General features: G+C 48.0%; 26 protein-coding genes. 9 read left to right on the forward strand and 17 right to left on the reverse strand.

Translation table 11 applies throughout. The features are described from left to right. Positions 1-186 precede the first annotated feature (186 nt). The 3 genes from serC (at position 187) to FGB90_RS06995 (ending at position 3,002) form a co-directional block, all read left to right on the forward strand. Positions 187-1,260, forward strand: a complete 1,074-nt coding sequence (serC, locus tag FGB90_RS06985) for a 3-phosphoserine/phosphohydroxythreonine transaminase (RefSeq protein WP_138809834.1) — start codon at positions 187-189, stop codon at positions 1,258-1,260. 360 nt (positions 1,261-1,620) lie between these two features. Further along, positions 1,621-2,211: an HTH-type transcriptional regulator Hpr gene (locus tag FGB90_RS06990; RefSeq protein ID WP_138809836.1), complete on the forward strand. Its 591-nt coding sequence runs from the start codon at positions 1,621-1,623 to the stop codon at positions 2,209-2,211. A 230-nt stretch (positions 2,212-2,441) separates the two neighbouring features. Beyond that, a complete protein-coding gene (locus tag FGB90_RS06995; RefSeq protein ID WP_138809838.1) occupies positions 2,442-3,002 on the forward strand; it encodes a DUF3267 domain-containing protein in 561 nt (186 codons plus the stop codon). A 7-nt stretch (positions 3,003-3,009) separates the two neighbouring features. On the opposite strand, the gene FGB90_RS07000 is transcribed toward FGB90_RS06995, so the two are convergent. Beyond that, positions 3,010-3,624 (reverse strand): YpmS family protein, encoded by a 615-nt coding sequence (locus FGB90_RS07000; protein WP_138809840.1) that lies wholly within the window; start codon positions 3,622-3,624, stop codon positions 3,010-3,012. 174 nt (positions 3,625-3,798) lie between these two features. On the opposite strand from FGB90_RS07000, the gene FGB90_RS07005 reads away from it, so the two are divergent. Then, complete coding sequence (locus FGB90_RS07005; RefSeq protein ID WP_138809842.1) at positions 3,799-3,978, forward strand: hypothetical protein; 180 nt, start codon at positions 3,799-3,801, stop codon at positions 3,976-3,978. A gap of 80 nt (positions 3,979-4,058) precedes the next feature. On the opposite strand, the gene FGB90_RS07010 is transcribed toward FGB90_RS07005, so the two are convergent. Then, the gene (locus tag FGB90_RS07010; protein ID WP_138809844.1) at positions 4,059-4,148 is read right to left on the reverse strand and encodes a YjcZ family sporulation protein; all 90 of its coding nucleotides are present in this window, start codon (positions 4,146-4,148) and stop codon (positions 4,059-4,061) included. 43 nt (positions 4,149-4,191) lie between these two features. Continuing rightward, the gene (locus FGB90_RS20210) at positions 4,192-4,449 is read right to left on the reverse strand and encodes a YjcZ family sporulation protein (RefSeq protein WP_438502676.1); all 258 of its coding nucleotides are present in this window, start codon (positions 4,447-4,449) and stop codon (positions 4,192-4,194) included. A gap of 134 nt (positions 4,450-4,583) precedes the next feature. On the opposite strand from FGB90_RS20210, the gene FGB90_RS07020 reads away from it, so the two are divergent. Beyond that, positions 4,584-5,516 (forward strand): peptidylprolyl isomerase, encoded by a 933-nt coding sequence (locus tag FGB90_RS07020; RefSeq protein ID WP_246056099.1) that lies wholly within the window; start codon positions 4,584-4,586, stop codon positions 5,514-5,516. A 149-nt stretch (positions 5,517-5,665) separates the two neighbouring features. Here the strand turns inward: FGB90_RS07020 and FGB90_RS07025 are convergent, their stop codons facing one another. Together FGB90_RS07025 and FGB90_RS07030 are read right to left on the reverse strand one after the other, a co-directional pair. Next, positions 5,666-7,243: a PTS transporter subunit EIIC gene (locus FGB90_RS07025; protein WP_138809848.1), complete on the reverse strand. Its 1,578-nt coding sequence runs from the start codon at positions 7,241-7,243 to the stop codon at positions 5,666-5,668. 305 nt (positions 7,244-7,548) lie between these two features. After that, positions 7,549-8,880, reverse strand: a complete 1,332-nt coding sequence (locus tag FGB90_RS07030; protein WP_138809850.1) for a 6-phospho-alpha-glucosidase — start codon at positions 8,878-8,880, stop codon at positions 7,549-7,551. A gap of 163 nt (positions 8,881-9,043) precedes the next feature. Between FGB90_RS07030 and FGB90_RS07035 the strand changes: the two genes are divergently transcribed. Together FGB90_RS07035 and FGB90_RS07040 are read left to right on the forward strand one after the other, a co-directional pair. Continuing rightward, on the forward strand, positions 9,044-9,757 hold the full coding sequence (locus tag FGB90_RS07035) for a GntR family transcriptional regulator (RefSeq protein WP_138809852.1): 714 nt from the start codon (positions 9,044-9,046) through the stop codon (positions 9,755-9,757). A 98-nt stretch (positions 9,758-9,855) separates the two neighbouring features. Then, positions 9,856-9,942 carry a YjcZ family sporulation protein gene (locus FGB90_RS07040; protein WP_138810095.1) on the forward strand — a complete coding sequence of 29 codons (87 nt, stop codon included), beginning with the start codon at positions 9,856-9,858 and terminating at the stop codon, positions 9,940-9,942. Positions 9,943-9,987: 45 nt separating this feature from the next. Here the strand turns inward: FGB90_RS07040 and FGB90_RS07045 are convergent, their stop codons facing one another. Continuing rightward, positions 9,988-10,260 carry a sporulation YhaL family protein gene (locus FGB90_RS07045; RefSeq protein WP_138809854.1) on the reverse strand — a complete coding sequence of 91 codons (273 nt, stop codon included), beginning with the start codon at positions 10,258-10,260 and terminating at the stop codon, positions 9,988-9,990. Positions 10,261-10,399: 139 nt separating this feature from the next. Here FGB90_RS07045 and FGB90_RS07050 point away from each other — a divergent pair, with 139 nt between their 5' ends. Beyond that, on the forward strand, positions 10,400-10,735 hold the full coding sequence (locus FGB90_RS07050; protein ID WP_138809856.1) for a hypothetical protein: 336 nt from the start codon (positions 10,400-10,402) through the stop codon (positions 10,733-10,735). A 991-nt stretch (positions 10,736-11,726) separates the two neighbouring features. On the opposite strand, the gene yhaM is transcribed toward FGB90_RS07050, so the two are convergent. From yhaM to FGB90_RS07085, 7 genes are all read right to left on the reverse strand, one after another. After that, complete coding sequence (yhaM, locus tag FGB90_RS07055; RefSeq protein WP_138809858.1) at positions 11,727-12,686, reverse strand: 3'-5' exoribonuclease YhaM; 960 nt, start codon at positions 12,684-12,686, stop codon at positions 11,727-11,729. A gap of 87 nt (positions 12,687-12,773) precedes the next feature. Beyond that, positions 12,774-14,114 (reverse strand): sensor histidine kinase, encoded by a 1,341-nt coding sequence (locus FGB90_RS07060; RefSeq protein WP_138809860.1) that lies wholly within the window; start codon positions 14,112-14,114, stop codon positions 12,774-12,776. Next, complete coding sequence (locus FGB90_RS07065; RefSeq protein ID WP_138809862.1) at positions 14,111-14,782, reverse strand: response regulator transcription factor; 672 nt, start codon at positions 14,780-14,782, stop codon at positions 14,111-14,113. The genes FGB90_RS07060 and FGB90_RS07065 overlap by 4 nt, the downstream gene beginning before the upstream one ends. A gap of 97 nt (positions 14,783-14,879) precedes the next feature. After that, complete coding sequence (locus FGB90_RS07070) at positions 14,880-17,861, reverse strand: ATP-binding protein (protein ID WP_171051734.1); 2,982 nt, start codon at positions 17,859-17,861, stop codon at positions 14,880-14,882. After that, positions 17,858-19,105 (reverse strand): metallophosphoesterase family protein, encoded by a 1,248-nt coding sequence (locus FGB90_RS07075; protein WP_138809865.1) that lies wholly within the window; start codon positions 19,103-19,105, stop codon positions 17,858-17,860. The genes FGB90_RS07070 and FGB90_RS07075 overlap by 4 nt, the downstream gene beginning before the upstream one ends. A 370-nt stretch (positions 19,106-19,475) precedes the next feature. Continuing rightward, positions 19,476-20,726: an ABC transporter permease gene (locus FGB90_RS07080; RefSeq protein WP_138809867.1), complete on the reverse strand. Its 1,251-nt coding sequence runs from the start codon at positions 20,724-20,726 to the stop codon at positions 19,476-19,478. Continuing rightward, entirely contained in the window at positions 20,719-21,618 is a 900-nt protein-coding gene (locus tag FGB90_RS07085; protein WP_138809868.1) for an ABC transporter ATP-binding protein, read from the reverse strand. The genes FGB90_RS07080 and FGB90_RS07085 overlap by 8 nt, the downstream gene beginning before the upstream one ends. 293 nt (positions 21,619-21,911) lie before the next feature. Here FGB90_RS07085 and FGB90_RS07090 point away from each other — a divergent pair, with 293 nt between their 5' ends. After that, positions 21,912-22,097: a YhzD family protein gene (locus tag FGB90_RS07090; protein ID WP_138809870.1), complete on the forward strand. Its 186-nt coding sequence runs from the start codon at positions 21,912-21,914 to the stop codon at positions 22,095-22,097. A gap of 240 nt (positions 22,098-22,337) precedes the next feature. Here FGB90_RS07090 and FGB90_RS07095 read toward each other — a convergent pair whose 3' ends face one another. The 4 genes from FGB90_RS07095 to FGB90_RS07110 all read right to left on the reverse strand — a co-directional run bounded on the left by FGB90_RS07095 (position 22,338) and on the right by FGB90_RS07110 (position 26,004). After that, positions 22,338-22,772 (reverse strand): PaaI family thioesterase, encoded by a 435-nt coding sequence (locus FGB90_RS07095; protein ID WP_138809872.1) that lies wholly within the window; start codon positions 22,770-22,772, stop codon positions 22,338-22,340. A gap of 211 nt (positions 22,773-22,983) precedes the next feature. After that, positions 22,984-23,832 (reverse strand): HAD family hydrolase, encoded by an 849-nt coding sequence (locus FGB90_RS07100; RefSeq protein WP_138809874.1) that lies wholly within the window; start codon positions 23,830-23,832, stop codon positions 22,984-22,986. 409 nt (positions 23,833-24,241) lie between these two features. Next, positions 24,242-24,613 (reverse strand): YlbF/YmcA family competence regulator, encoded by a 372-nt coding sequence (locus tag FGB90_RS07105; RefSeq protein ID WP_138809876.1) that lies wholly within the window; start codon positions 24,611-24,613, stop codon positions 24,242-24,244. A 251-nt stretch (positions 24,614-24,864) separates the two neighbouring features. After that, positions 24,865-26,004: a DUF445 domain-containing protein gene (locus tag FGB90_RS07110; protein ID WP_171051735.1), complete on the reverse strand. Its 1,140-nt coding sequence runs from the start codon at positions 26,002-26,004 to the stop codon at positions 24,865-24,867. Between the last annotated feature and the right edge of the window lie 144 nt (positions 26,005-26,148).

The following is a 26,148-nucleotide window of genomic DNA, read 5'->3' on the forward strand; positions in this document are numbered from 1 at the left end:
GCGGAAAGCGGTGAATATTTCAGGAGCGATTTACCTGCACCGCATATTGGCTGTTCGGATTTTCGTCTGTAAAATACTTCTGTCCCAGCCGCTTCTTCTTACCGGTAAAGTTTTAAATCTGTGGAGGATTTCAGGAAGCAATGAAGAAAACCTAACGGTGGGACTATGTACAGGGGGGATCAGTGAATGTATAACTTCAATCCAGGACCGGCAGCTCTGCCGGCTGAAGTAAAAGAGAGAATCAGACAGGAAGGACTTGCCGAAGATCTCTCTGTTATGGAAATGAGCCACCGTTCAAAAGAATACGAGGCAATTCATTTTGGAACAAAAGAAAAAATACGCGCTCTTCTCCGTGTACCACAGGACTTCGACATACTTTTTCTGCAGGGAGGAGCCAGTCTCCAGTTCGCCATGCTGCCGATGAATTTTCTCACACCGGGAAAAAAGGCAGGTTATGTCCTTACAGGGGCCTGGGCAGAAAAAGCGTACGAAGAAGCCAGCCGGCTCGGCGATACATACGTTTATGCCAGCGGGGCGGACGGGCAGTACCGGTCCATCCCTGCCATTCATACATGGGACCCGCAAGAAAATACTGCCTATCTTCACCTTACAACGAACAATACGGTATACGGAACCCAGTGGTATCAATACCCTGATTCGCTTCACAACGTACCGGTAGTAGCCGACATGTCCAGTGACATTTTCAGCCGGCCTGTGGACTGGTCCAAAGTTGATATCGCCTATGCAGGGGCCCAGAAAAATGCCGGTCCTGCCGGCCTCACGATTGTAATTATAAAAAAAGACTGGCTTGAAGAGGCAGAGCAGGATATACCGAAGATCCTCAGCTACCAGACTCACCACAAAAAGAATTCCCTTTATCATACACCGCCGACTTATTCCATCTATGTTACGGGGCTGGTCATGGACTGGCTTGATTCCCAGGGCGGGGTGGAGAAAATCTACCGGCAGAATGCAAAAAAAGCAGGCCGGGTATACGACCTGATGGACCAGTCACACCATTTCTATCAGCCTCACGCTGAAAAGCTCAGCCGTTCCATGATGAATGTAACATTCCGGCTTCCGTCCATGGAACTTGAATCCCTCTTCCTGCGTCACGCTGCCGAAGAAAGGCTTCTTGGATTAAAAGGCCACAGGTCTGTCGGAGGCTGCCGGATTTCCCTGTATAATGCCGTCACCCCGGAGGCAGTCGAACATCTCCACTCCTTTATGCTGCGCTTTCTCGAAAAGCATTCCTGCTGAATTTCCCCGGCTCCTGATCATGGAGCCGGTCCGTCATAACGGCAGCATACTCCCATTATTATTATAATAATATTCTATACTCCTCAAATTCCCACCATCCTCTGCTATTCAGCGCCGTTCACCAAAACCTGCTGCCACATGTCGGAGAACCGGTTATTTTCACTGCTCTACCACAGTCCGAGTGCACCACACTCACCTTTGCCGGATCACCGAAAACTAATTTTCAGAAAATACTGATACCCTATTGTTAAAAGTTTTCCCCTTGTGTTATGATTAAAATATCATTTTCCTGAAAAAATAATGAATTTTTAGAAAATATCTATGTTTTCTTAGGGATTCTCTTGAAGATGGAGGGAACTTATGGATACTCAGGTGACACAATCCATTAAACAGTCCATCATGTTCAGTCATAAGGTCGCACAGTTAAGTAAAGCACTCTGGAAGTCGATTGAAAAAGACTGGCAGGCATGGATCAAGCCTTACGATTTAAACATTAACGAACATCACATTCTGCTTATTTCCTATCAGCTTGAAGGGGCCTCAATCTCGGATATTGCAAAGTTCGGGGTTATGCACGTATCTACAGCCTTCAATTTCTCCAAAAAACTGGAGGAACGCGGCCTTCTTACGTTTTCCAAACGGCAGAATGACAAGCGCAACACGTATGTCTTCCTGACGCAGCAGGGAGAAGATCTGCTCCTTGAAACACTCGAGAATTACAAACCTGAAAACTACGGGGTATACAGCGGTTCGCTTCCGATTAAGGAACTATACGGAAAATTCCCCGAATTTTCGGAAATAACAAGCATCGTTAAGCACATTTACGGCCCTGATTTTATGGCAATCTTTGAAAAATCCCTTTCCAAGATTGAAAGCGACTTTACGGAAATAGACGGTAAACTGGCACCTGTGGAAAAGCAGGATTCGGAAGTGGATCTCCGTTCCTCCTAACATACGTTACTGACCCGGCCCTCATACTTAGCTTCCAGAACTGCGCGATTACAATCGTGCAGTTTTTTTCTTTTTCACCGAAATCAGACACTTAAAAATACACGTTCCGACACGCTTTGACACTCCTTAAGACGAGATATAAATTGTGTATGTTTTTTTTTCAAAAACCCCTTGTTTTTTTGTCACTGAGGGCGTAAATTACAATAGTAACTTCAAGAGGAGGTGAGCAGATGAACTGCTGGAAAACGGTCTCCATCACCCAGGACATTGGACGTTTCCGCCTGTGGATTCTCTCGGGAATGGTAATGGTTCTTTATTTTCTTGTTTATTTCCTTATGTTCAGTACATTCGGATCCGGAGCACCGCTGATTGATTATGGTGCAGCAGTCATGATTGTCTGCCTTCTGGCAGTCTATCCTTTACACATGCTGATGCATTGTCTCCCGGTCTGGATGCTTAGAAAAAAGGCAACGATGAAAATCCGGATGAAACAATGGCCCTATCTCTACTTCAGCGTAAAGCAGCCCCTGCCAAAGCAGCTGTCACTTATGGCCATCTGCTCACCGGCGGTCTTTATTACAGGAACAGCTGCTGCTGTAAGTATTGTTTACCCGCATCTGCTTCATTACGCCGCGATTATGTCGGCATTGAATATCGGCATGTGTGTAAATGATTTTCTTTATGTTAACCACATTCGGCGGGCACCGCGCCATGCTTTTGTGGAGGAATACGACGACGGATTTCACATTCTGTGCGAAAATCCCGAACTGACTGGAAAAAAAGCCTCGTAACTTTTCGTTACGAGGCTTCGCTATTTTCCCTGGTGGTTACAAAAATCGTAAAACGGATACGGTTTTCTGCGAGATTAATTTCTTCTGCCTCTGCAAGGACGCCGTCTGCAATTCCTTCATGCAGATGCAGATAAAAATAGGATTCCTGAGCATTCACCTTTACCCATTCAGGTAAATCCGCCATGGAGTGGATGAGGCTGAAGATCTGTGAGGATGGAAGGGAAATGCCTCCCACGTTAAAAGATTCTTCACGAAGCATGATGTTGCCATCATCTGTTACTTCCGGTTTAAGATTAAGCTCAATCGGAATCTGACGCCCCAGCGCGCCGAAGGATGCATCAAAATGCACGTACTCTTCCCCAATGTACAGATCGTATTCCCTGTCCGGCTCTTCTTCATCAAGTTCCTGCTGAATCAGCCGGTTCAGACTGTCCCGGGAGGCTTCAACTGTAAAGGAGGGATATGTATCCTCCCAGCTGCCCCGGTCTGCTGTTTCCCATTCCAGATCACCGGCGGGAGCAAACAGGCGGAAAAACAAAAACATGATTATAAGCCCAATTAATGTTACAATAGACAGTAACGAAAAGAAGGCCAGTTTCCACTTGTCTTTCTGTTTAAACATCGTATCTGCGGCTCCTCTCTATTCCTGCAGGTCGCAGGTTCTGATGACTCACTGCCTTCTTTCATAGTTTAGCAAAGGCACTCCTGATTTGGGAAATGCTGCGTATTGGATACTGCCCTGTTAAACATCAGATTAATACACGAACGATAGAGTCAAATTGATGGAGGTTACCGGATGATTATTCCATTCGTATTATTTGCAGCTTTTTACCTGTTTGCAATTAATTCTATGACTAATACACTATGTATCCAGAAAGAAATTTCAGAAGAAAAGCAGCCAAAAGTGTTCCGGACGATCAACGTACTGATTATGATCCTCCTCACTTCTTCATTCGTGCGGATTTTCTATACCTGAACTGCTTAAAAAAACGGGGTGTCTATGGCCGGCTGTACTGCCGGCCGGGACACCCCTTTCGTTTCTTTCATTGAAGGACCCTAGTACCAGCAGGAGCATCCAACGATAACAAGAAGAACGAACAAAACGACGATTAACGCAAATCCCTGATTGTATCCGTCTTTAGACACAAGCGTCCCCTCCTTCCTCTTGTGCTTTATACACTATCACCGTCTAATAACCCCAGACCGCTCCGATAATCACCAGCAGAATAAACAGCACCACGAGCAATACAAATCCACTATCATAGGAATAAGACATGGTACCCTCCTTTTCATCGTTCCATACATAGTATTGAAACGCCCGATCATTGTGTGGACGTTTGTCACGAGTTGGATATATAATTTCTCCTGCCCGGGACGGCTGTACAGTCGACTGCGGACAGGACGGGCCTGGACAGGTGCCTTTCCACAATAACGGTGAACCTCTCATTTTACGGGGGTTCTGTCATCCTCTCCCGGCACATCCGCCTCCACTACAGGCGTTCCCATCCTCCTGCCATTATGCTATAGTTATAGCAAAACAACTTTGGGGACGAAGACAAAAGGGAGATGGACAGAGTGAAGATGAAGTGGGTTCTGTTAGTATCCGCGGCAACACTGACCCTATCTGCATGCTCAGACGATGATCATACGGCTGAAGAACAGACGGCAGACAACGGGGACGACACAGAAGCAGAAGCTCAGGATTATAATGAAGACAGCGGCGAACAGATTATCGTGGAAACTAGTGCCGGTAACATTACAGAAGAAGAGTTTTTCAACCGCCTCATAGAGTTAAATGGTGAAGCCGTACTCCGGGATATGATTGAGGAGAAAATCATGCAGAACCAGGCAGACGAGCTTGGTATTGATGAAGAAGATATTGAAGAAGAAATCAGCGAGCTTCGTGAAACACTTGGTGCCGAATCAGACGAGCAGTTCCAGCAGGCACTCCAGATGCAGGGAATCGGAAATGAAGAAGATCTTCGCTCCCTCGTTGTGCACCACCTTGTTCTTCAGCGTCTGACTGGTGACGAGGGCGATATTGAGGACGAAACCGTCCGTGAAGAATACGACCGCGGCGAAGAAGTGGAAGCACGGCATATCCTTGTGGATGACGAAGAACTGGCAGAGGAACTTTACGAACGCCTGATGGATGGTGAGGATTTTGCTGAACTTGCAGGTCAGTATTCTACAGATCCCGGCTCCCGGGCTGACGGAGGAAGCCTTGGCTTTTTCCGCCGGGGAACGATGGTTCCTCCATTTGATGCCGCAGCCTTTGCTCTTGATGATGATGAAATCAGTGAGCCGGTCCGTTCCGACTTCGGATACCACATTATCCAGGTAACTGACCGGAATCTGTATGAAGACTCCTTCGAGGAAGTTGAGGACCAGCTCAGAAATGTGATCTTCCAGCGCAAAATGGCAAAAATGAGCCAGCGTCAGCAGGAGCTGTTCGATGAAGTGGACGTTGAAGTAGTGGATGACCGTTTTGAAGGCCTCCTTGACGATGAATAATTAAAATACCAAAGCCTTCCGCCAAATCTGGACGGGAGGCTTTCTATTTCCGTTTATGATCCGCTGTTATCTTCCCCAGTCTTTCAAACATAGCCCGGAAAAAAAGGAACCGCAGTCAAACCGCGATTCCCCGGATCCCTTTTGATTGATCAGGCACTTTCCTTCAGAATATCATTGATTTCATTTTTATAAAGATCAGACCTTCCTCCAAAAACAGCCTGAATGTTTTTATTGTATTTCATCACACCTGCAGCCCCGAGGCTCTTCAATTCATTCTCGTCAATCTTCGCTGCGTCATGGACCGTTACGCGAAGCCGGGTAAAGCAGGCATCCACATGCTCAATATTTTCACGTCCGCCCAGTGCGGCAAGTATAAGGTGCGCTTTGTCACGGTAATCATCTTTCTTTTTTACGGTCTCTGCAGCAGGACTGCCCTGCCCGTTTTCTTTTTTCTTTTCATTGTAATCCTTGCGTGTATAAAGTTTCGCTTCCTGTCCGGCCCGGCCGGGAGTGGCCAGATTCCATTTTCTGATGGCAAAGGAGAAGACATAGTAATAGACCACAAAGAACACTGCACCCATTACAATATTCATCCACCAGTTCGGTGTTCCGGGCAGGGCATTTACAAGAACAAAATCAATCAGCCCCGAACCTCCGGCCCAACCGAGCTGAACGTTGAGCATATAGGCAATCGCAAAACTGAAGCCGGTGATGATGGCGTGCAGGACAAACAGAAGCGGTGCTACAAACAGGAACGTGAACTCAATGGGCTCTGTGATGCCTGTAAGAAATGCGGTACCTGCAGCAGCAAGCAGCATTCCTTTCACGACCGGACGGTTATTTTTATCAGCTGAACGGTACATAGCAAGCGCAGCTCCCAGAAGGCCAAACATAACGATTGGAAATTTTCCGGCCATAAATCTCCCTGCCGTTACTTCCTCCCCTGCGGCGATCTGAGCCAGAAAGATGTACTGGTCACCTGAAACAAAACTTCCGGCCACCTGGGCAGTGCCTCCCAGCTGTGTCCAGAGAAAAGGCGCGTACCAGATATGATGAAGTCCAGTTGGTATAAGCACCCGCTCGAGAAATCCGTAAAGACCGATGTATGCGGGGTTTGTCGCATCCGAGGCAATGACATTCGCAACGGCATTAATTCCTGTCTGAATTGGCGGCCAGACTATCATTACTGCAAAAGCAAGAAGAATGGACATAAAGACCATAACGATTCCGACCGAGCGGTCCCCGGCAAAAAAACCGAGCACTTCAGGCGGTTGAAATCGTTTAAACTTGGTATAAACCCAGACAGCCAGCAGTCCGACTACAATTCCGCCAAGGACACCTGTCTCAAGTGAGGCAATCCCCAGCGTCATCCCGTACTCCCCGGCTTCTCCCGCCATTTCAGGGGTAATATTCAGCGCAAGGGAAATGGTAGTGTTCATAATAATATATCCGAGAAGAGCTGCCAGTGCTGCAATCCCCGAACCACCTGTAAGGCCAATGGCCACCCCTACCGCAAATATTATCGGCAGATTCTCAAAGATACTGAGTCCGATTGCAGTCATCCCCGAGCTTACGGCCTGCATTGAATCCGTTTGCAAAAACGTTAAATAATCGGCAAGCGGCCCGTTCATAGCCGCCCCGATGCCAAGCAGAATCCCTGCAGCCGGGAGCAGAGCTACCGGGACCATTAATGATTTTCCGAATTTCTGCAGGCTTGCAAAATTCATGTTTCTTCCTCCTCCAGGAATCGTAATAAAAGTAAGTAATCCACAGGCTGGGACAAAAGTGTTTTCAGGGGATCCGAACAGTCGATATGCGGCGAAAGTCAATCGCTGCTGAGATATAAGCCTGTCAGCTTTTTGTTCGGATTTCCATCTGAAAACTTCACTTAAGTCCCACCCCCGTTTCAATATGAGCTGTAAAGGACAAAGGCCGCGGGACACCGCGGAAGAAACGGGTCCCCCGCTGCCATACGCGCGGAGGCTCTTCCCCCGGCCGCGGCAATCGAACCGGCAGGAGTCTGCGGTACCTTTTATTTCACTGTAAATTCAGGCCAGAATTCTTTGTTTTCCTCAATGAGATCATCGAGAATTTTACGGGCACGAGGTGCGTCCACTACCGTACGGTTCAGCGTAAGAGCCTGAAGCAGTTTCCGGTAGTCTTTTTCGTACCACGCATCTACTACAAGTTTCTCAAACGCAAGCTGCCCTTCGATCAGACCTTTTTCAAATGTCGGGATATCTCCAACGGCGAAAGCTTTCGGTCCCCGGGACGTGAGGGCCGCGGGTACTTCCACCATTGCATCATCCTGAAGGTTGGAGATAATTCCGTTGTTCTCCACAATGACAATAAACGTATCTCCCAGGTTATAGGCCAGTGAAGCTGCGACGCGAATCATGTAGCATCCGTGGATGTCGACTTCCAGTTCTGCATTCTCTGTTGTTCCTTCTGCGATCAGCTGCTCACACAAGTCATTAACCCGTTTCTGCCTTCCGTTAATGACCTGACGTGCCCGCGTGTTATCCACATCTTCCTTTTCCACCATCTGTGAAGGATACAGATAGTACTGCAGATAGGTGTTCGGAAGGTAGTCGGGAAAATCATTAAGCATCGTTTCCACCTGTTTAAACGTCTTAATCCATGAAGGATCATTCACAATTTCAGAATCTTCCGGAAGGAATCCATCGTCCAGAATTGCACGTTTAATATCATCGGTGAGACGGTTTCCTTCTTTATCGTAAATATTGGTAAACCAGCCGAAATGGTTGAGCCCGAAGTATTCCGGCACAAGATCCCAGATTTCTTTTCCGAGAATTTTTGCGTAGCTGACCATAATTGCTGCCGGCATATCACATATATTCAGAATCTTTTCGTCGTCCGGGAACTCGCGGCGAAGAGCCTCTGCCACAATGGCTGCCGGATTTGTGTAGTTCAGGATCCATGCTTCCGGTGAATACTCACGGACGTCGTTTACCACTTCAATCATGTCTCCGATCGAACGAAGTCCGTATGCCATCCCCCCCGGACCACAGGTTTCCTGACCGACTGCGCCGTGACGAAGTGGAATCTGTTCATCCTTCTCCCGCATGGCCAGTCCGCCTGTACGAATCTGTACGAATGCAAAGTCCACATTTGTGAATGCTTCTTTCTTATCTGTTGTGTACGTGAAGGCTTCCAGTTCCGGGTACTTGTCCTTCAGAATCACCTCGGCTGCTTTTGCGATCTTTTCCTGCCGTTCAGCATTTGTATCATAAAACGTAATGGATTTAAGTGGAAAATGCTTTTTTTCCTCGATGAGGCTCATAATCATTCCAATTGTGTAGGTACTTCCTCCGCCCACAACAACAAGGTTTTGTTTTTTCATGATGATTCCCTCCATGCAGCGATTATTTGTATTTAAATTGTATTAATTAATTTCTAAAACAAATATAATACATTTCAATGAAAGCGTCAACAAAATGTATTTGATTATTTTATTTTTCTGACGTATTCTAGGATTAGCCACTTTACTATGAGGGGGAATTCGCATGAGTTCACCGCGGTACAGACAGATTGCCGGCCGGATGAAAGAGGAAATACACAAAAAAAACTGGCCTCCGGAAGAAGCCATTCCAACGGAAGCCAGGCTGTGTGAAATGTTTGAAGCCAGCCGGGTTACAGTACGGCAGGCTATTCAGGTTCTTGTTCAGGAGGGCCTTCTCTACAAGATTCAAGGCAGCGGTACATATGTAAAAGGAAGCAAAGTAGAGCACAATATTTATTCACTGCGGAGCTTCACGGAGGAGATGGAAGCACTTGATAAAGAAATTGCAAGTGAAGTGACCGATTTCAGGCTTGTGATTCCGGAGGAGCACATCCGGGCCATTCTTGAAATGGAGGAAGGGGAAAAAGCCTTTTTTGTAAGAAGACAGCGCATTGTCGATGGTACGCCTTTTGTTCTGGAGGATACCTGGCTCCCAGTCCGGCTGTTTCCCGATCTGAGCTACGAAACGATGCAGGGGTCCAAATACGAATATATTGAGAATAAAAAAAATAAGACCATCAAGGATAGTTATCAGGAAGTTGTGCCCATCCTCCCGGAACCCGATATACAGGAAATGCTCGCTCTGGATGAAGTCATTCCTATTCTGAAGGTACAGCTGTATTCAAAGTTTACAGACGGATCCATTTTTGAATACAGTGAACTGTACTTCAAGAGTGATGAATACAAATTCACTATCGTTGCCAGCCGGGAAAGATGACATAATTCCACACTTGCCCAGTAGCCGTTTTATGGAGTCGTACATACTTATGTAATGGGTATACCCAATACATTTATTTTGAGAAAGGATGACTTCGTATGTCCGGTGGCTACAATTCAGGCTTTGCTCTTCTTGTTGTTCTTTTTGTTCTTCTGGTGATCATAGGCTGTGCCTGCGCCTACTAAAACCTGATGCACAAACCCGAAGCGAGGGGCTTCGGGTTTGTTTTTTTAGGCCTGGGAATCCCTCCGGGCACGCCGGTCTCTCACCTTTTTCATGATTACTTCACCTTCCTGTTCAATAAGGGCCTGTTCCTTTCTGCGGTCGTCGGTGAAGGCCTGTACCACTTTATAGGCACAGAACAGAATCCCTGCGTAGATAAAATAAACCCACCCGGGTACATGAAGAATAAACTGCCCGGCTGCTGTCATGGAAAATAGCCGGATGGTAAACGCTGTAAATATAACACCAGCAATGATTGCAGCTATTTTTATGCGGTTCAAACCTCTATCATCCTCTCTTGTGAACTGGATACACTAATAGACTATGGCCACTTTATGAAAAATATGATCGTTTGTGTTTCCAAATGACCGTATTTGGGAATAGCCTACTAACGTCAATTATCATATCGGAGGGTATACCATGAGGAAAGAAAAACTATCAGAATTCACATACGGCCAGTTTCAGGAGGAACTGATTCGCCTGACCATGCAGCGCCTCGAAGAAAAGCGGGACAATTCTCCCCTCGTATACTTCCCAATTGTCCACGAAAAAGTCGAGACATTCCTGATCGCCTACTGGCAGCAGGCCTGGGGCGACTGCCGCGAAATGACTTGGGACGAATGGTTTGATTCGGACTGTTATGGATGGTTTGAAGACGAAGTGATTAAGGACGTGCTCCAGGAAGCCGTAATAGTTGATCAGTCTCCGCCACTTCAGGAGATCAGTCCCACGAGCCTTATGAAGGAAGAAAGTTAAAACATTGCCGGCCGGTTCACCGCAACAAAAGAAGACCCATAGCAGCAGACCGGACGGGCCAGAGGCACGTTCGATTTGCTGTGTCTTAATATGGAGCAGAGTGCCTGATGGTCTATAATTAATCGCAGGCTATTTGATTTGGGATATTTATGGGCTCTTCTATTTACCCTGTAATCAGAGTGCGCCGGTTTTTACATGCTTATGAGCTCCTTTATTCACCCTGTAATCATTGACCGCCGATTTTCACATCCTTATAAGCTCCTTTATTCACCCTGTAATCATTGACCGCCGATTTTGCCTTACTTATATTCCTCTCTAATTACCTGTAATCACCGACCGCCGGTTTTTACATGCTTATGAGCTCCTTTATTCACCCTGTAATCATTGACCACCGGTTTTCACATCCTTATAAGCTCCTTTATTCACCCTGTAATCATTGACCACCGATTTTGCCTTACTTATATTCCTCTCTAATTACCTGTAATCATCGATCGCCGGTTTTCACATACTTATAAGCTCCTTTATTTACCCTGTAATCACCGATCCCCGGTTTTTCACATACTTATGAGCTCCTTTATCTACCCTGTAATCATCGACCGCCGGTTTTTACATGCTTATGAACTCCTTTATTCACCCTCTAACCACCAACCACCGATTTTGCCTTACTTATATTCCTCTCTAATTACCTGTAATCATCGATCGCCGGTTTTCACATACTTATAAGCTCCTTTATTTACCCTGTAATCACCGACCGCCGGTTTTCACATACTTATGAGCTCCTCTATTCACCCTCTAACCACCAACCACCGGATTTGCCTTACTTTTAAGCTCTTCAAATGATAACTCATCCCAATTAATCGAATATTTCCTCTCCATCTGCCTTTCCGTAACCTGACAGGCAGTACTTTCAACCTCTGATTCAGACCAAAATAAAAAAGCCCCGCCACCCCGGTCCCAGCAGGACAGGTGACAGGACTCTTCCAGACTATCATTACAGATCCAGAGGCTTTTCGTGAAAGGAAGGTTTGTAGAAAGACCGGTTATCCATCGGAAATACACGGTCACTGAATCCGCCCGGCTCAACGCCGTCAAGGGCCCGATCCATCATGTTCATTTTCGCATCGAGGTTATCGATGTGGTGAAGTATCTCCGCTTCACGAATCATAGGGGATTTCGGACTCCCCCACTCCCCTTTTCCATGGTGACTCAGAACGATGTGCTGCAGCGCCATCACTTCATCTCCCTCGATCTCAAGTTCTTTGGCGGCTTCACCAATTTCATTCACAATGATCGAAATATGGCCCAGAAGCTTTCCTTCCACCGTGTATTCCGGCGCAACCGGTCCGCTCAGTTCATGGACTTTTCCAAGATCGTGAAGAATCACACCGGCATAAAGAAGGTCTTTATCCAGGGTCGGGTACAGTGCGGATACCGAGCGTGCAAGGTCGAGCATACAGATAACGTGGTAAGCAAGCCCCGACACATACTCATGATGGTTTCTCGTAGCGGCTGGAGCTTCCATGAAAGCTTTCTGATGTTTTTTCAAAAGGTGGCGGGTAATCCGCTGCACCTTCGGATTAGTCATTTCAAACAAGTACTGATTGATTCTTTCCAGCATTTCGTTCGGCGGCAGCGGAGCAGACTGGAGAAAGTCTCCTGCCGTAACCTGATCCATTTCGGAAGTAGGCCTGATGCTTTTAATTTTGAGCTGACGATTCCCTCTGTATTCATTTACTTCACCGTGAATATGTACGATGGTTTTGTTTACAAACAGCTCCTCGTCTTCAGGGGAACAGCCCCAGAGCTTGGCTTCAATTTCCCCGGTCTGGTCAGTGAGCATCAGGGTCAGAAATGGCTTTCCGTTGCTTGCCATTCCTTTCTTTGCCCCTTTGATCAGCAGGTAAGACTCGACTGCATCCCCTACTTTATGATGCCTGATGCCTTTTTTCATCGTCTCCTCCCTCATTTCTGCGGCCTCGGGGGCCTTTTTCTGACTAGTATAGCACAAGTGCATTTAACGCTGGTTTCTCCCATCCTTTCAGCCGGAAGGTTTTTTCGGGAGAACGACAGTAAATGAAACGCCTTTTTCGTTATTCTTCACTTCCGGATACCCTTTATGAAGCTCGCAGATACTTTTCACTATGGCAAGACCGAGTCCGAACTGGCCTTTATTACCTTTCCTGAACGGGGTGAAAAGGTGCTCCAGTTCTTTTTCCGGAATTTTTTCCCCGTCATTGCTCACTTCGAGGGTCGTGGTCTGCTCTGTTTCCGAAGCGCTGATTTCTATAAAGGATTCGGCATAGCGCAGGGCGTTCTCAACCAGATTTTCCAGGAGAATCTGTAGCTGTTCCACATCTCCGTAATGATAAACCTTTTCCCCACTGATCCGGATCTCAATGTCCTCTCTCTGCATACGGAAACGTTCCTCCATCTGATAGGCGATGGATCCGAATGCAAACAGCTCTTTTTCCATCGTTGCCTCCTGAAGAGAATCGAGCTTTGTGTAATAGAGCATATCTTTCACGCGTTTCTCCATACGCTCCGATTCTTCCAGAATAACATCCATGGTGGATGATATGTTTTCCTTCGGCAGGACACCGTCCTTTACAGACTGTGCATAGCTCTTTACTACCATAATAGGGGTTTTCAGCTCATGGGAGGCATGCTGGATAAAGGTTTTCTGAGCTCCGTCGTACTTAATCAGATTCTGTCTCATCTGCTCAAACTGGTTGGACAACTTTTCAAAATCATCATCACTTTCCCAGTGAAACGGCTCTTTCCAGTTACGCTCGGCAATCTGCTCAAAATGATTTCCGAGACTCAGCAGCGGCTGCTTCAGGTAGTGCTTGAGCCAGAATGCGGGAATCAGGCTTAGAAGTCCTGCCATGACCATAATGTAGAACAGACGGCTCCACAGGCGGTTAACCATCTGGTCCCGATACGTGTCCCACATGTAGGAAATGTAGAGCACTTCCCCATCCGCTGTGTAGGCGTTAAAAACAACATAAAAAATCGTTCCGTCGTTGTACGTGAGCTCAAAACGCCCGCGCCTTTCAACTCCCTCTGAACTGCGGATCATTTCCTGGATCACTTCAAAAGGAGCATTTCCGCGCTGCTTACTGTACTGGCCTTCAACCCGGATGTGACCGACAGATCTTACTGCGTCATTCCTGTCGAGAAATTCCCCTGAATCAGGGTAGACAACCCGGCCTCCGCTATTCAGAAACTGGGCCTGCTGCTGCTCGATGATTCGATAAGTTTCTTCTGTGAGCGTGCTTTTAAGTGAGATCGGATAGATGATCCCGATCAGCAACCCGACCATCAGGATTATGGCAATAAAAGAAAACCAGATCCGTTGTGTCAGATTCAGTTTAATCATGATGAGAGGACCCTGTACCCATAACCGTAGAGCGTTTCAACATGGATCCGCGGCAGCTTCTTGCGGACACGGCGCACCACATCATCAACCGCCCTTTCGGAGCCGAAATAATCCTCGCCCCAGACGTATTCGATAATCTGCTCCCGTGAGAGGGCGTTACCCACATTCGTTGTAAGGAGGATGATCAGGTCCATTTCCTTCGTGGTCAATTCAACCTGCTCTCCTTCATCCAGTACGATTCGGGAGTTCGCGTCAACCGTATAGCCGTTCAGCTCAATTTTATTTTCTTCCTGCTGCTCGCTGTGGTATACCCGTTTGAGCAGCTTCTTTGCCCGAATCACAAGTTCTTCCGGCATGAAAGGTTTAGCCAGGTAATCATCGCTGCCAAGTTCAAGCCCGAGTACCCGGTCAAGATCCTTATCTCTGGCGGAAATGAAAATAACCGGTGTGTCATGCTCGGCTTTAATGGCTTTCAGGAGCTGGTAACCGTCCATCCCCGGAAGCATAATATCAAGTACCCAGAGGTGTGGTGTTTCCGTGACATGATTATGGGCCTGTTTCCCGTCAGCAAAAACTGTCACACTCCAGCCTTCCTTTTCCATATAGGCCTTAATGACTTCAGAGAGATTGTTTTCATCTTCAACAAGGTAAACTTTATAGTTATCCAAAACGAACACATCCTTCTTATGTGAAAGTTAACCCTTTTAAAACAGCATTCGCTCCTATTTTATATTAATTGGGCGCTAAAGACCAATAAATCCCGGTTTACCGGCTGACAGCCCCTTTTTCAGGCTGTGGATTCAGATAGACCGGCCTCAGTCCGGGCTGCTCATCTATCATGAAGCCGTGACAGGTAAAACAGAGAACCTGGCGATCCGGCGCAAGCTCCCTGAGGACGTTCATGACCCGCCTTCTTCTTCCTGAGTCAAAATTCACAAAAGCCTCGTCGATCATTATTGGAAAAGAAACCTCTTTTCCGTAGTTCAGGGCAAGGGCAAAACGGAGTGACAGATACAGCAGTTCCCGCGTCCCCTGACTGAGGGAAGCCGGTTCGAATCGGATCTGGTCGTGTCTCTGTACGACAAAGCTCTCCTCTCCCAGCGGAGCGTAAAGTCCTGTGTAACGGCCGTCTGTAAGACGCTCAAATAGCTTTTCCGCTTCCTGAAGGACAGCCGGCTGACGCTCACGTTCAAGAATCTCTTTTGTCCTGCCGGCGATTTCCCGGGCAAGGGCAAGTACAGCCCACTTTTCTGCAGAAGTGGCAAGAGACTCTTTTTCCAGTTCAAACTGCTGCAGCGTTTCCTCCAGGCTGCTTCCCTCTTCCAGTTCTTCGATTGCCTGATTCGTAAGACTGAGCTCTTCAATAGTCTCCCTTACCAGCTTTTCTGTTTCTTTCTTTATCTCTCCTGTTTCTTCTCTTTTGGACTCAGCAGCTTCCCCCCACCTGATACAGGCTTCCAGGTCTTTTTCCCGGGAGGTTTTCGGTGAAATGGCCCGCATTTCAAGCTCAAGGTCACTGATCCGTTTTCTTGTTTGTTTCTCTTTCTGCCACGCGGCCTCTTTTTCAGCAAACTCTTCTTCGCCCGCGGCACCGGCACTGGTGAGAAGCTGACGGACTGCCGTCTGTGTCTTCTCCAGTTCTTCCTCTGCCGATTTTAAACGCAGAAGGTTCTCCCGGATTTTTTCTTCAATTGTTTCCGACTCTCTATGCGCTCTCAGTGCGTCTTTTATTTTCCGCTCTGCTGACGTCAGTACGGCAGGGGCTTCCGCCTGCCTGTCCTCTTCATTAATTCCGGCCTCTTCTGCAAGGCGGTTCACATCCGCTTCAAAAGACTGCTGTTCTTTGTTCAGCTCGTCAAGCTGACTCGACAGCTCCCGGTGCTTTTTATACTGTTCCTGCCATTCGAGAGTATCATTTACCATTTCTTTGTACTGACGGTATCCTCTCCCCGGTTCGAACCCTGCCTGGATCGCCCACTCCATAAGGGCATCATTTGCAGCATCCTGCAATTTTTCGGCCTCAGCTGCCTCTTTTTCCGCAATTGAAAGATGGCTTTCCGTTTCATTAAGCAGATGCTGAGTTCGGGCCTTTTCCCGTACATTTTCCTCGTGAACAGCAAGTGCCCTTCGCCATTCCTCCACAGGCCATTCTGCAGCCTCTTTATCAAACCGTTCCCAGCCTGTCAGCTCATCACGGATTTCCTGGTCACTGCTGTCTCCGGTATTTCCGAAACGGCTGAAGAATGTGGTGTACAGAAGAAGGAAAAGGCCTGTAAGAAGGGCTCCCGTCCCTGTGATCGCTTCGCCGGTAAAGAGTCCGGCAGCTCCAGATATAATCATTCCTGCTCCTGCAGCAGGAATGATTCTGCCTGCAGACCTTTTTCCCGACATCAGTTTCGCTTTGTATTCAGGAAGCTTTTTTTTCACTGTTTCGTATTCAGCGAGACGGGTTAATTTTTGCCTGTACGCCCGCTCCTGGTCCAATGGAAGGATCTGCTCTTCCACCGACGCCATACGTTTTTTCAGGCCTTCCTTTGCGCTGTTCAGGCGCCCCTGTTCCTTAACGGCAAGCTCCCTGCGTCTTTCCGCCTGTTCCACTTCGTCTGTTAAAAACTTCATCCTTTGCCTGGACGTTTTTGTTGTATCACGATGCTGCAGAAGCTCATCTTGTCTGCTCCAGGCCCAGTCCTCCTCAATTTCCCGCATATTTCCGGCTGAAATTGACCGTTCCTGTTCAATCCCTGCCTGCCTGGAAACCAGCTCCTGATATACACCGCTCCGTTTATTCAGTTCCACTGCCCGTGCTTCGAGACGGACGGCCTTTTCCCGCGGCAGAACCGGAGTGAAGGCGGTTTTCTTTTCCTTAAGCTTAGCCGCCTCTTTCTCTCCGCGGCGAATCGCCTCTGTATTATCATGGCGTTGTTTCTGAAGCTGTTCGAGTTTTTCTTTTCCACGATCCGGGAATGTCAGGTCCGGATCGCTGCTCTCTTTAAGCGCCAGATACTCCCTGTAAAGTGGGGAAAGTCTCTCCACGCGCTCCCACCTGCCGAGAGAAAGCTGAATCTGATCCTTTTTCTGTTCAAGGCGGGCCAGCCTTTCCTCTGCTTCTTTTCTTCTGCCGAGCAGGTCAGCATACGAGCCCGCTTTCTCTTCTTTTTCCTTTACGTCCCGCTCCATATCCTGCAGACGTTTAAGCTGTTCATTTACCGGCTGCTTTTTCCCTCTTGGTCTGAAAAGCTGCTGCATCTCCCTCTCTGCCTCCCTCTCGCAGGCAAGGAGAGACTGGCCTCCGCTCAGTGAAGCATCGTAAAGGTAGTCGTTCAGCTCCTGGGCATTCATCGATTCTATCCCCTGAAGACCCTGAAGACTGAAGGCAAAGATACCTCTGTAGACCTGTTCAGTCATGCCTTCAAGAAGAGTAGTGAGATCTTCTTCGCCTCCTGTTCTACCGTCAGGAAAATACAGGGTGACGTCCCCTTTTGCCTTTCTTTTTCGCACCCGCTCGATCCTGACCTTTCCTTCGCGTTCGATGTGCACTGTCAGGGACCCGCCGAAATCACCTCCGGCCAGAGGTTCAAATTGCTCTGAGCGCCTTGGAAATCCAAACAGGACCGAGCGGATGAATACCATGAGAGTGGATTTTCCCGCTTCATTTTCACCGTAGAACAGGTTCATCCCTTTTTCAGGAGTAAACGACTGTGAGCGCCATTTCCCGAAACCGTAAACCTCTATACCGGTAATAATCATGCTCCATCCTCCTTTACAATCCTGGTGAGAAGCCATCGTTCAGCCTGATCGATGAGCTCTTTTTTTTCCTCAGGTGACAGGCTTTCCATGTATCTGCGGGCTGTCCGGTGGCCGTAGAGCGATGATAGGGCATCATCCGCAAGGGAAGGATTCTCCCTGAATGTTTCTGCTGCACAAATCATATCGCCCAGCACTGTCTGCTGCTCTTTTTCACGTTCGCGGTCCACATCGGGAACGGTATTAACTGTCAGTGAGCCGATCCAGTGAAACGGACGGGCCCTGCCGAAAAGTTCCCTCAGTTCCTCAAGTACTTCTTCTTCTGTTTCGGGCGTACTCAGATATTCATGCAAAGTCCCGCTCCCGGTTATGACAAGCTGAATAATACTGCTCTTCCCCGCTGTAACGGTTCCGGCAATTTTTTCTTCCGCTGCCGCGAAAAGCCCGTCAAGCTCTGTCAGTTTATCAATCGTCAGTCTGACCGTATGCCAGTCAACCGGGGACGTATCTATAAAGGTAACCTCTTCCTCAGAAGCGGCCAGTGTTACAAGCACCCCGCCTTTGGGGCCCTGTTCGTTTTTATGACCGCCCTGTATGTTCCCGGGATATACAACCGCAGGGCCACGATGAAGAACCCGCCGTTTATGAATGTGACCGAGGGCCCAGTAGTCAAAAGGAGTCTCCGTTAATTCCTTCAGTCTGAACGGGGCATAGGGATCATGACCTTCCTCCATTTTTTCCTGACCGTGGAGAAGGGCAATGTGGTATGGCGCATCAGCTTGGTACGTTTTTATGTAGGACTGGACGGGGTTTTCATCAACGCGGCGCGAAGCATAGCTGAAACCGTAAATTCTTGCAGCAGCCTTGCCATCTTTTTCGTATAGTACGCTTGCCGTGTCCGGGCCGAAAACGTGTACGTGATCGGGCATCTTAATCTCCCGTACCGTTTCTGATAACGGATCGTGATTTCCGTGGATAATAAACAGAGGGATGCCCGCTTCCGCGAGACGTTCTGCCTGTTTTTTCACAAACAGCTGTCCTTTAATACTCCTGTGTTCAAGGTCATACAGATCCCCACTGATCAGAAAAAAGTCCACTTTTTCTTCTATCGCTCTGTCTATCAGCCGGGAAAAGGAAACATAAGCGCTCTTCCTTACGTCCTCAAGGATCTCCGGGGGAAGCTTGGACGTCTGAAACGGCCGGTCAAGGTGAAGGTCCGCACAGTGAATAAACGTTACGGCGGTCATATTTACACGTCCTTTCTATTTTAAGGCTTATTTTCGGAAAGATTGTTGATTATCTACGCTGCAGAACGACGCTTTCCGCGGGCAGCGCTCAGCCTGCACAGATGTCAGCAAACTGCTTAACGGCACACCGTTCTGCTCTTCTATTATTATGATGCCCAATTATACCACAAAAGCGATCATTCGTTCGCCTTTTTTCTGCTCCCGGATGTCAGTTACAGATTCAACCTTTTATTCCCTCCCTTCCGGTTCACATTCTGTCCTGCACAAAAAGCACGCTTCCTGTTAACCGGAAACGTGCCTGCTAAATCAGTCTGAGATTATGCCCATGCCCCCCTTTGAAACAGACCAATGTATTCCAACCGGGTAAGGGTTACTGCTCCTTTTTGGAGATTGCAAGGGCCTGACGGATATCTTTAATGGAAGAAACCTTGCCGTACATGAGAACACCGCCTTTATAGATTCTTGCCCCTGCCAGTGCAAGCAGCACAATGGAGATAACCATGATGCCCATCCCCGCTGCCAGCTCCCAGACAGGCAGATCCGTCATTCCCACCCGCAGGAACATGACCATCGGTGTAAAAAACGGAATATAGGAGGTACCTGTAATGATAGGTGATTCCGGTGCGTTAATGCCGAACATGGATATGAGAAATGCCACTACAACAATCAGTGTAAGAGGAGTAATGACGATGTTTACTTCTTCGGTTCTGCTCACAAGTGAGCCGAGAACAGCGGAAATGGTGGCGTAAAACAGATAGCCGAGAAGAAAAAAGATAAACGCGTACACAAGGAGGCCAACCGGAATTTCTGCAGCAATTACTTCTGTATATCCTCCTCTTTCCGCATTCCCGGCCACGGAGATGAGGCCGACAGTTATTATGAGGATATACTGGGTGATCCCGAGTAAGGCGATCCCGAAAATCTTGGCGAACATCTGCTTTACCGGTGAGACACTGGATACCAGTATTTCCATTACCCGTGATGTTTTCTCGGCAGCCACTTCCATCGCGATCATATTCCCGTACGCCAGAACGGAGAAATAAATAACCACTACGAGAGCATTTACCAGAAACCTTGCCTGATCAAGCTCTTCCTGTGACCTGGCAGTATCACTGACTGCTTCGGCTGTAAAGTTTACCGGGGCATAGACCTGCTCAAGGGTTTGCTCATCAATCCCGATCCGGGAAGCTGCCACTTCCTCCTTTACAGTCTGAACGGCCTGCCGCAGTGTTTCTGCAGTACGCTCGTCAGCAATGGACGGTGCTTTGTAAACAGCTTGGGGAAGACCCGAAGCATCCGCAGACACTATCAGAGCCGCTTCGAGATCTCCATTACTTATCATTTCCTCCGCTTCGCCGGGCGTAAGACCACCTGCATCATCTGTACTGATGCCAAGTGCCTCAGCTTCCGTCCTGATTCTATCTGCGAATCCTTGATCCCCTTCTTCGACCACCGAAACGGTGCGGTCAGCTGCCCCGCCTGATTCAAAAGCTTCAAAGATCCGGTCGATGTTGGCAATTCCCACGATAATCACTGCTGTTATTAAGGTGGATACAATAAACGACTTTGATTTCAGTTTCGTAAAAAAAGTGTGAAACAGGATGATAAAAAATTTATTCATAGGCTGCACCGGCTTTCTCTATGAAGATATCATTGAGCGAAGGTTCTTCAAGAAGAAACTTTCGTACAAATCCCCTGCCGCTGAGGAGACTGTAGATTTCCTCCGCTGTTTCCTCCCTTTCGACTTCCAGCTTTGCCCCTCCTGAAAAAAAGGAAGCGCGCGTAACGCCCGGCACATCCTGGAGAAATTCCAGAGAAAAAGAAGCCTCAATAAGTAGCTTTTTTCTTCCATAGGACCCCTTAATTTCCTTCAGCTTTCCGTTTACAACAGGGGTACCCCTCTGAAGGATGCAGAGATATTCACAGAGTTCTTCCACATGTTCCATTCGGTGCGAGGAAAACACGATCGTGGTTCCCCTTTCCCTGAGTTCAATAACCGCGTTTTTCAGTAGCTCTACATTGACAGGGTCCAGGCCGCTGAAAGGCTCATCCAGAATGAGAAGCTCCGGTCTGTGAATGACAGCTGCAATAAACTGGATTTTCTGCTGGTTCCCCTTGGACAGTTCATCCACTTTTTTATGTTTGTATTCCGGTACGTGAAATTTTTCAAGCCAGCCGTCCAATTCCCGGAGAACCTCCGTCTTTTTCATCCCACGGAGACGACCGAGATACACGAGCTGTTCGGACACCTTCATCTTCGGGTAGAGACCCCGCTCTTCCGGAAGGTAGCCAACAAGATGACTTGAATCATAACTTATTCTTTTTCCTTTCCAGGTGAGGGTTCCTCCCGACTGGTCAATCAGACCGAGAATCATCCTGAATGTTGTCGTCTTTCCTGCTCCGTTTGCTCCGAGCATGCCGAACATTTCCCCTTCAGGTACAGTAAGGGAAAGACTGTCCACGGCCGTAAAAGAGCCGAAGCGCTTTTTCACATCCTGAAGTCTGAGTGTCATAGCTTCCTCCCCGCTTCGATATTTTGAATCTGCTCTGAAAATCGTTCTATTATCGCTCCACCGGATGCCGTACGTTCTTTTTTCGCGGGACCACCGGCCGGAGCCCGCCCCGCAACGATCCGCTTTGGTCTTCAGGCATATGGTGAACTATGCTCTCCAGAGAATCTACTCTCTACTTTACCATGCAATTCCGCCCATTTCCTCCTGCGGGAGTTGAATCCGCCGGCTTCCAGCGATAAAATAAATGTAAGAAACAAATGAAATTTCAGATTATAAAAAGGGGACCGGTCATCATGGGAAAATACTTTTTAACCGCTTATGACAAAAAAGGCAATCACCTTCTCAACGAAAGTTTTGAAGCGAAAGACGACAAAGAGGCAAAAGAAACGGGACAGAAACGTCTTCTTGACGAAGGCTATGCAAAAAACCCTAACCGGGTCGTAAAAGAATCCGGCGCGCTCGTGCTATTTCATCCATAGCAGTAAATGAGCAGAGAGGCAGGAGAAAACCCAGCCAAAAAGGATATCTTCTTAATAACGCAGTAATCGGGAAAATGCACCGTCCGCCAGCCTCTTCAGTCTTTATTGGATTAACAAAACGATGCCAATTATCGCTTGACGATAGTTGGCATCGTTTTTGACTTAACCAGAGACTCATTTGTCCTATCCTTTTCTACTCTGTATTACTATTTTCGTAAAAAGGGCTTTAACAGGAGTGCTCTATTTACTGCCCATTGTGTAGAATGTACCTGACACTTTGGCAAGTTCACTGCCTTTTTCATCCCGGAGCATACATTCGGCAAATTGGATTGTGCCGCCCCGCTTCGTGAAGTAGGCTTCAGCTTCTATTGTTCCTTCCCTCGCTGTCCGGAAAAACTGGGTTTTTACCTCCAGTGAAACGCTGGGACTGCCGATTACGGAGGCGCAGAGATGCGCCATGGCTGTATCAGCGATATACATTACAATTCCTCCGTGCAGAAACCCGATCGGATTGAACATTACTTCGGATACGGGGCAGGTGATCCTGACTTTTTCCTCCTCCGTTAAATATTCAAAGGAAAAATCCAGAAATGAATACAGAAACGTGGAATCTGTTCCTGTCTGATGATTTTCTGCAGCCTGTATGGCTTTTTCTGATAGCTGTTTTGGATCCATGCTTGTATACTCTCCTGTTCTTTCAGGCCCGTGGCAGCAGCCGCTGAATATAAAACCAGTGCCGGCCCGGCCTCGTTAGTGCTTTCACAAGTGTAGCCGAGCAGCACTTCGAGGTCAATATTCCCGGTTCAAAGCCCCACAGGCCTTACGAGGAAAAAATAAAAGAGGCCGACAACAGAAGTCCCCTTCGTTATCCGCCCCGTTTCAAACATTAAATCAGACTCATATTCAGCTGTTTCCGGAACACTTCCCTGATCATGTACCCCACACCGTTCTGATCATTTGAGCGCGTTACCCAGTCCGCTGCATTTCTCACATGTTCCGGCGCCTGGCCCATGGCCACTCCCAGTCCTGACTGCTCAATCATTTCCCTGTCGTTTTCGAAGCTGCCCACCGCCACCATCTCGGAGAGGCCGATGCCGAGCTTCCGTCCGACGATCTGAAGACCTCTTGCCTTTGAGACACTGCCTTCAGTAATATCTATACTCATTTCATCAGACGAGGTAAATCTGCAGCCATCAAGAGCTTCCTCAAGTTCCTCCAGTGCATCCCGGCGTTCCATCTCGTTCCAGAAGTGTGCCCGGATCTTCGGTACCGTAACAGGCTGATCAATAATATGGTGACTGAGTGAGTCGACGAAGTTCACTGCATAAAAAAGCGGATCGCCAACTCCCAGATTCATCCTGGCTACGAGGTGGTTCTTCTGTTTAATCTTGTTGGCAAGAGCATATTTTTCGTGAAGAAGCCTGATGTGACAATGATAGTTTTCAAGAATATCAACGATCTGGTACACCCGGTCCGAATCAATCCGGCGGACAAACATCGGCTCTTCCACAGAAGAGCCAACAAAAGCCCCGTCATGGGTGATCAGCTCATGGTCTTCAATTTTAAGCGCCTTGGCAACCTTTCTTGCAGACGGGTATGTTCTGCCGGTTGCAAGCGTTACATAGACTCCTTTGCTGCGAACATATTCTACTGCTTCCTTCGTTTCTCTGGTCAGTCTGTGATTTGATTTTAACAGGGTTCCATCGATGTCCAACGCTAATAAGCGGTACGTCATTGCTGCCATCCCCCTTCGCCTTCCTCAGCATGATTGGTTCATATTTATGTACCTGAAAAAATGAATAGAACAGGAAATGTCCATTTCCGTTGGACTGAAGGGGCCAGGGAGCGGGATTGGGTATACGGACAACCCTTATTCTATGAATCAGGATGTATCTGCGTTGTCAAATCAAAAGGCTCTGTTAAAGTCTGTTGTTGATTTTCACTCACTACGCTCCCTTTCCGCGGGCACCACTGCAGCCTCCTCGGGAAAATCGCCCTGCGGGGTCTTCCGTTGGTGCTTTTCCCGCAGGAGTGTCGCGCATTCGTTGCAATCAACTTATTAAATATCAACACCAAGCTTTAATACAGCCAATCAAAAAAGACGCCCTCGGCTAAGAGGACGTCCCGTGCATATTCTTCTTAAATTACTGTTCGCCGCCTTCAGCCTGCTGGCCCTGGGCACCGTAAAGCTCTTCAAGAGGTTCAGTGATAATTTTGTTGATGTCACCGATCACCTGGCTCATGCGCTGTTCAGCTTCCATAAGCTTTGAGATTGTCTCGTGCTGCTGCACAAGCTCAAACTGCTTCTGGGCATTCTGGATTTCCTCTTCGGAAATCTGAGCGCCTTGCATCTGCTTCTGCTGAAGTTCCATTTGAACCTGGCGGAAGTTGTCAAGCATACGCTTTGCCACATCGTCGCTGTTTACGACTTCATGAAGCTCCTTAAGTTTGCTGAATTCTTCGCTTTCTTTCAGAACGCGTGCAAGCTCATGCGCCTGATCGTAAGGGTTAGCCATAGATAAAAATCCTCCTAAATGTATTGTGTGCATCCATTACTAAACGGAAATCGTCAAAGCCAAAGTTACAATGCTGGTCTCTGTTATTCACTCATGATACACACTTATCTGCTTCTTTACGACTATAACACACTTTCCCCTGCGGATTCATCCTGATGGGCTTAATTTCTCGAATGAAGTCACTTTTCACCGTAAATCACCTGCCTGCTCTTTATCGCTCCGCTTCCTGTCACGTCTCTTTTCAATCGTGCCTACAGGATCACAACAACAATCAGCCCCTGGATCAGTCCTACAGTCCCGCCGATTACTGCACCCAGAAGTGCAATCATTTTAAGCTCTTTTTTTGCTATGGAAAGGATTACCTGTTCCAGACGGGGGAGGGGGAAACTGTTCACCTGGTCCCTGACAATTTCATCGATTTTCAGGTTTTGAAGCATGCGCTGAAGATTGCGTTCTATAATAGCCGAAAGCGTCTCCAGTACAGCGGGCATGAGGGTATCCGTCAGCCGGGCTTCATACCGGTGAGCCCACTTCCCAAGAGGCTGCTCCCATTCTCCAAGAACGGGTACTCTTGAGGCCACTTCGTCGGCAACCTGGGCTGCCCGCTTTTCCCAGTCAAAACCGGGAGCAAGTTCGTCCGGAGATTTGCTGATGATTTCCCGCCACTCGGTCCGGAGACGGGTTTCAATAAACTCCCTTGCTTTCTCATCATCAAGAAGCCGAAGAAGTTCGTGCTGGATCCGCCCTGAAACCGGAACATTGCTCATCATCCGGCCGACCATACCCCCGAAGCTCCCTTTTGTGGAAAAATACCGGCTCACCATCTCCTCAATCTTCTGTTTTCCTTCCGGTGACCGGACGAATTCCTTCCCCTTTTTAAGAATAATGGTCGTCACTTCAGGGATTTTTTCATCCGCTCGCTGAATAAGGGAGTCCGGGAGCCACTCCTCTGCGGGTCTGCTCCGGTAATCCTCCAGGGTTTTCATTAAAGTCTGCTGCACCGATCCGGTGAAACGGAGTCTCGTATCCCCAGGGGACCAGGCCCCGCCGGCCTGACTGCGCCACCATTCCTCCAGAGTATCCTCACTCGTTGCCACTTCTTTTACTTTCTTCCCAAACCACGTGCGGATTTCCCGAATCAGCGTTTCGTCAAACAGTTTGCTTTTAACCCCTTCCACGGTGATCAGGTGTCCTGTTACGAGACTGCCCAGCTGTTCCGCCAGTTCGGCACGCCGCTTTGGAATCAGTCCCGGTGTAAAAGGGAGCTGCATTTTTCCCACGTAAATCGGATTAAACGGCCTGAACAGCATCCGTATGGCAATCAGATTTGTCAGGCCCCCTATAAAGGCGCCGATCAGGATCATAAGTGCTATAACTGTCAATATTTCCATCAGCATCACCTTGTGTCTTATTTGCACCATTAACACGGGCATTTCATAGTATACGGTATTCGCCCGCCCAGAACTCCGGAGCCTCCGGGTGTGCAGTCAGTGCGGGCAAATAAGGAATCGTTTCTTCCTGACTATCATATAGAG

Source organism: Alteribacter natronophilus, assembly GCF_006007885.1.
Lineage (GTDB): Bacteria > Bacillota > Bacilli > Bacillales > Salisediminibacteriaceae > Alteribacter > Alteribacter natronophilus.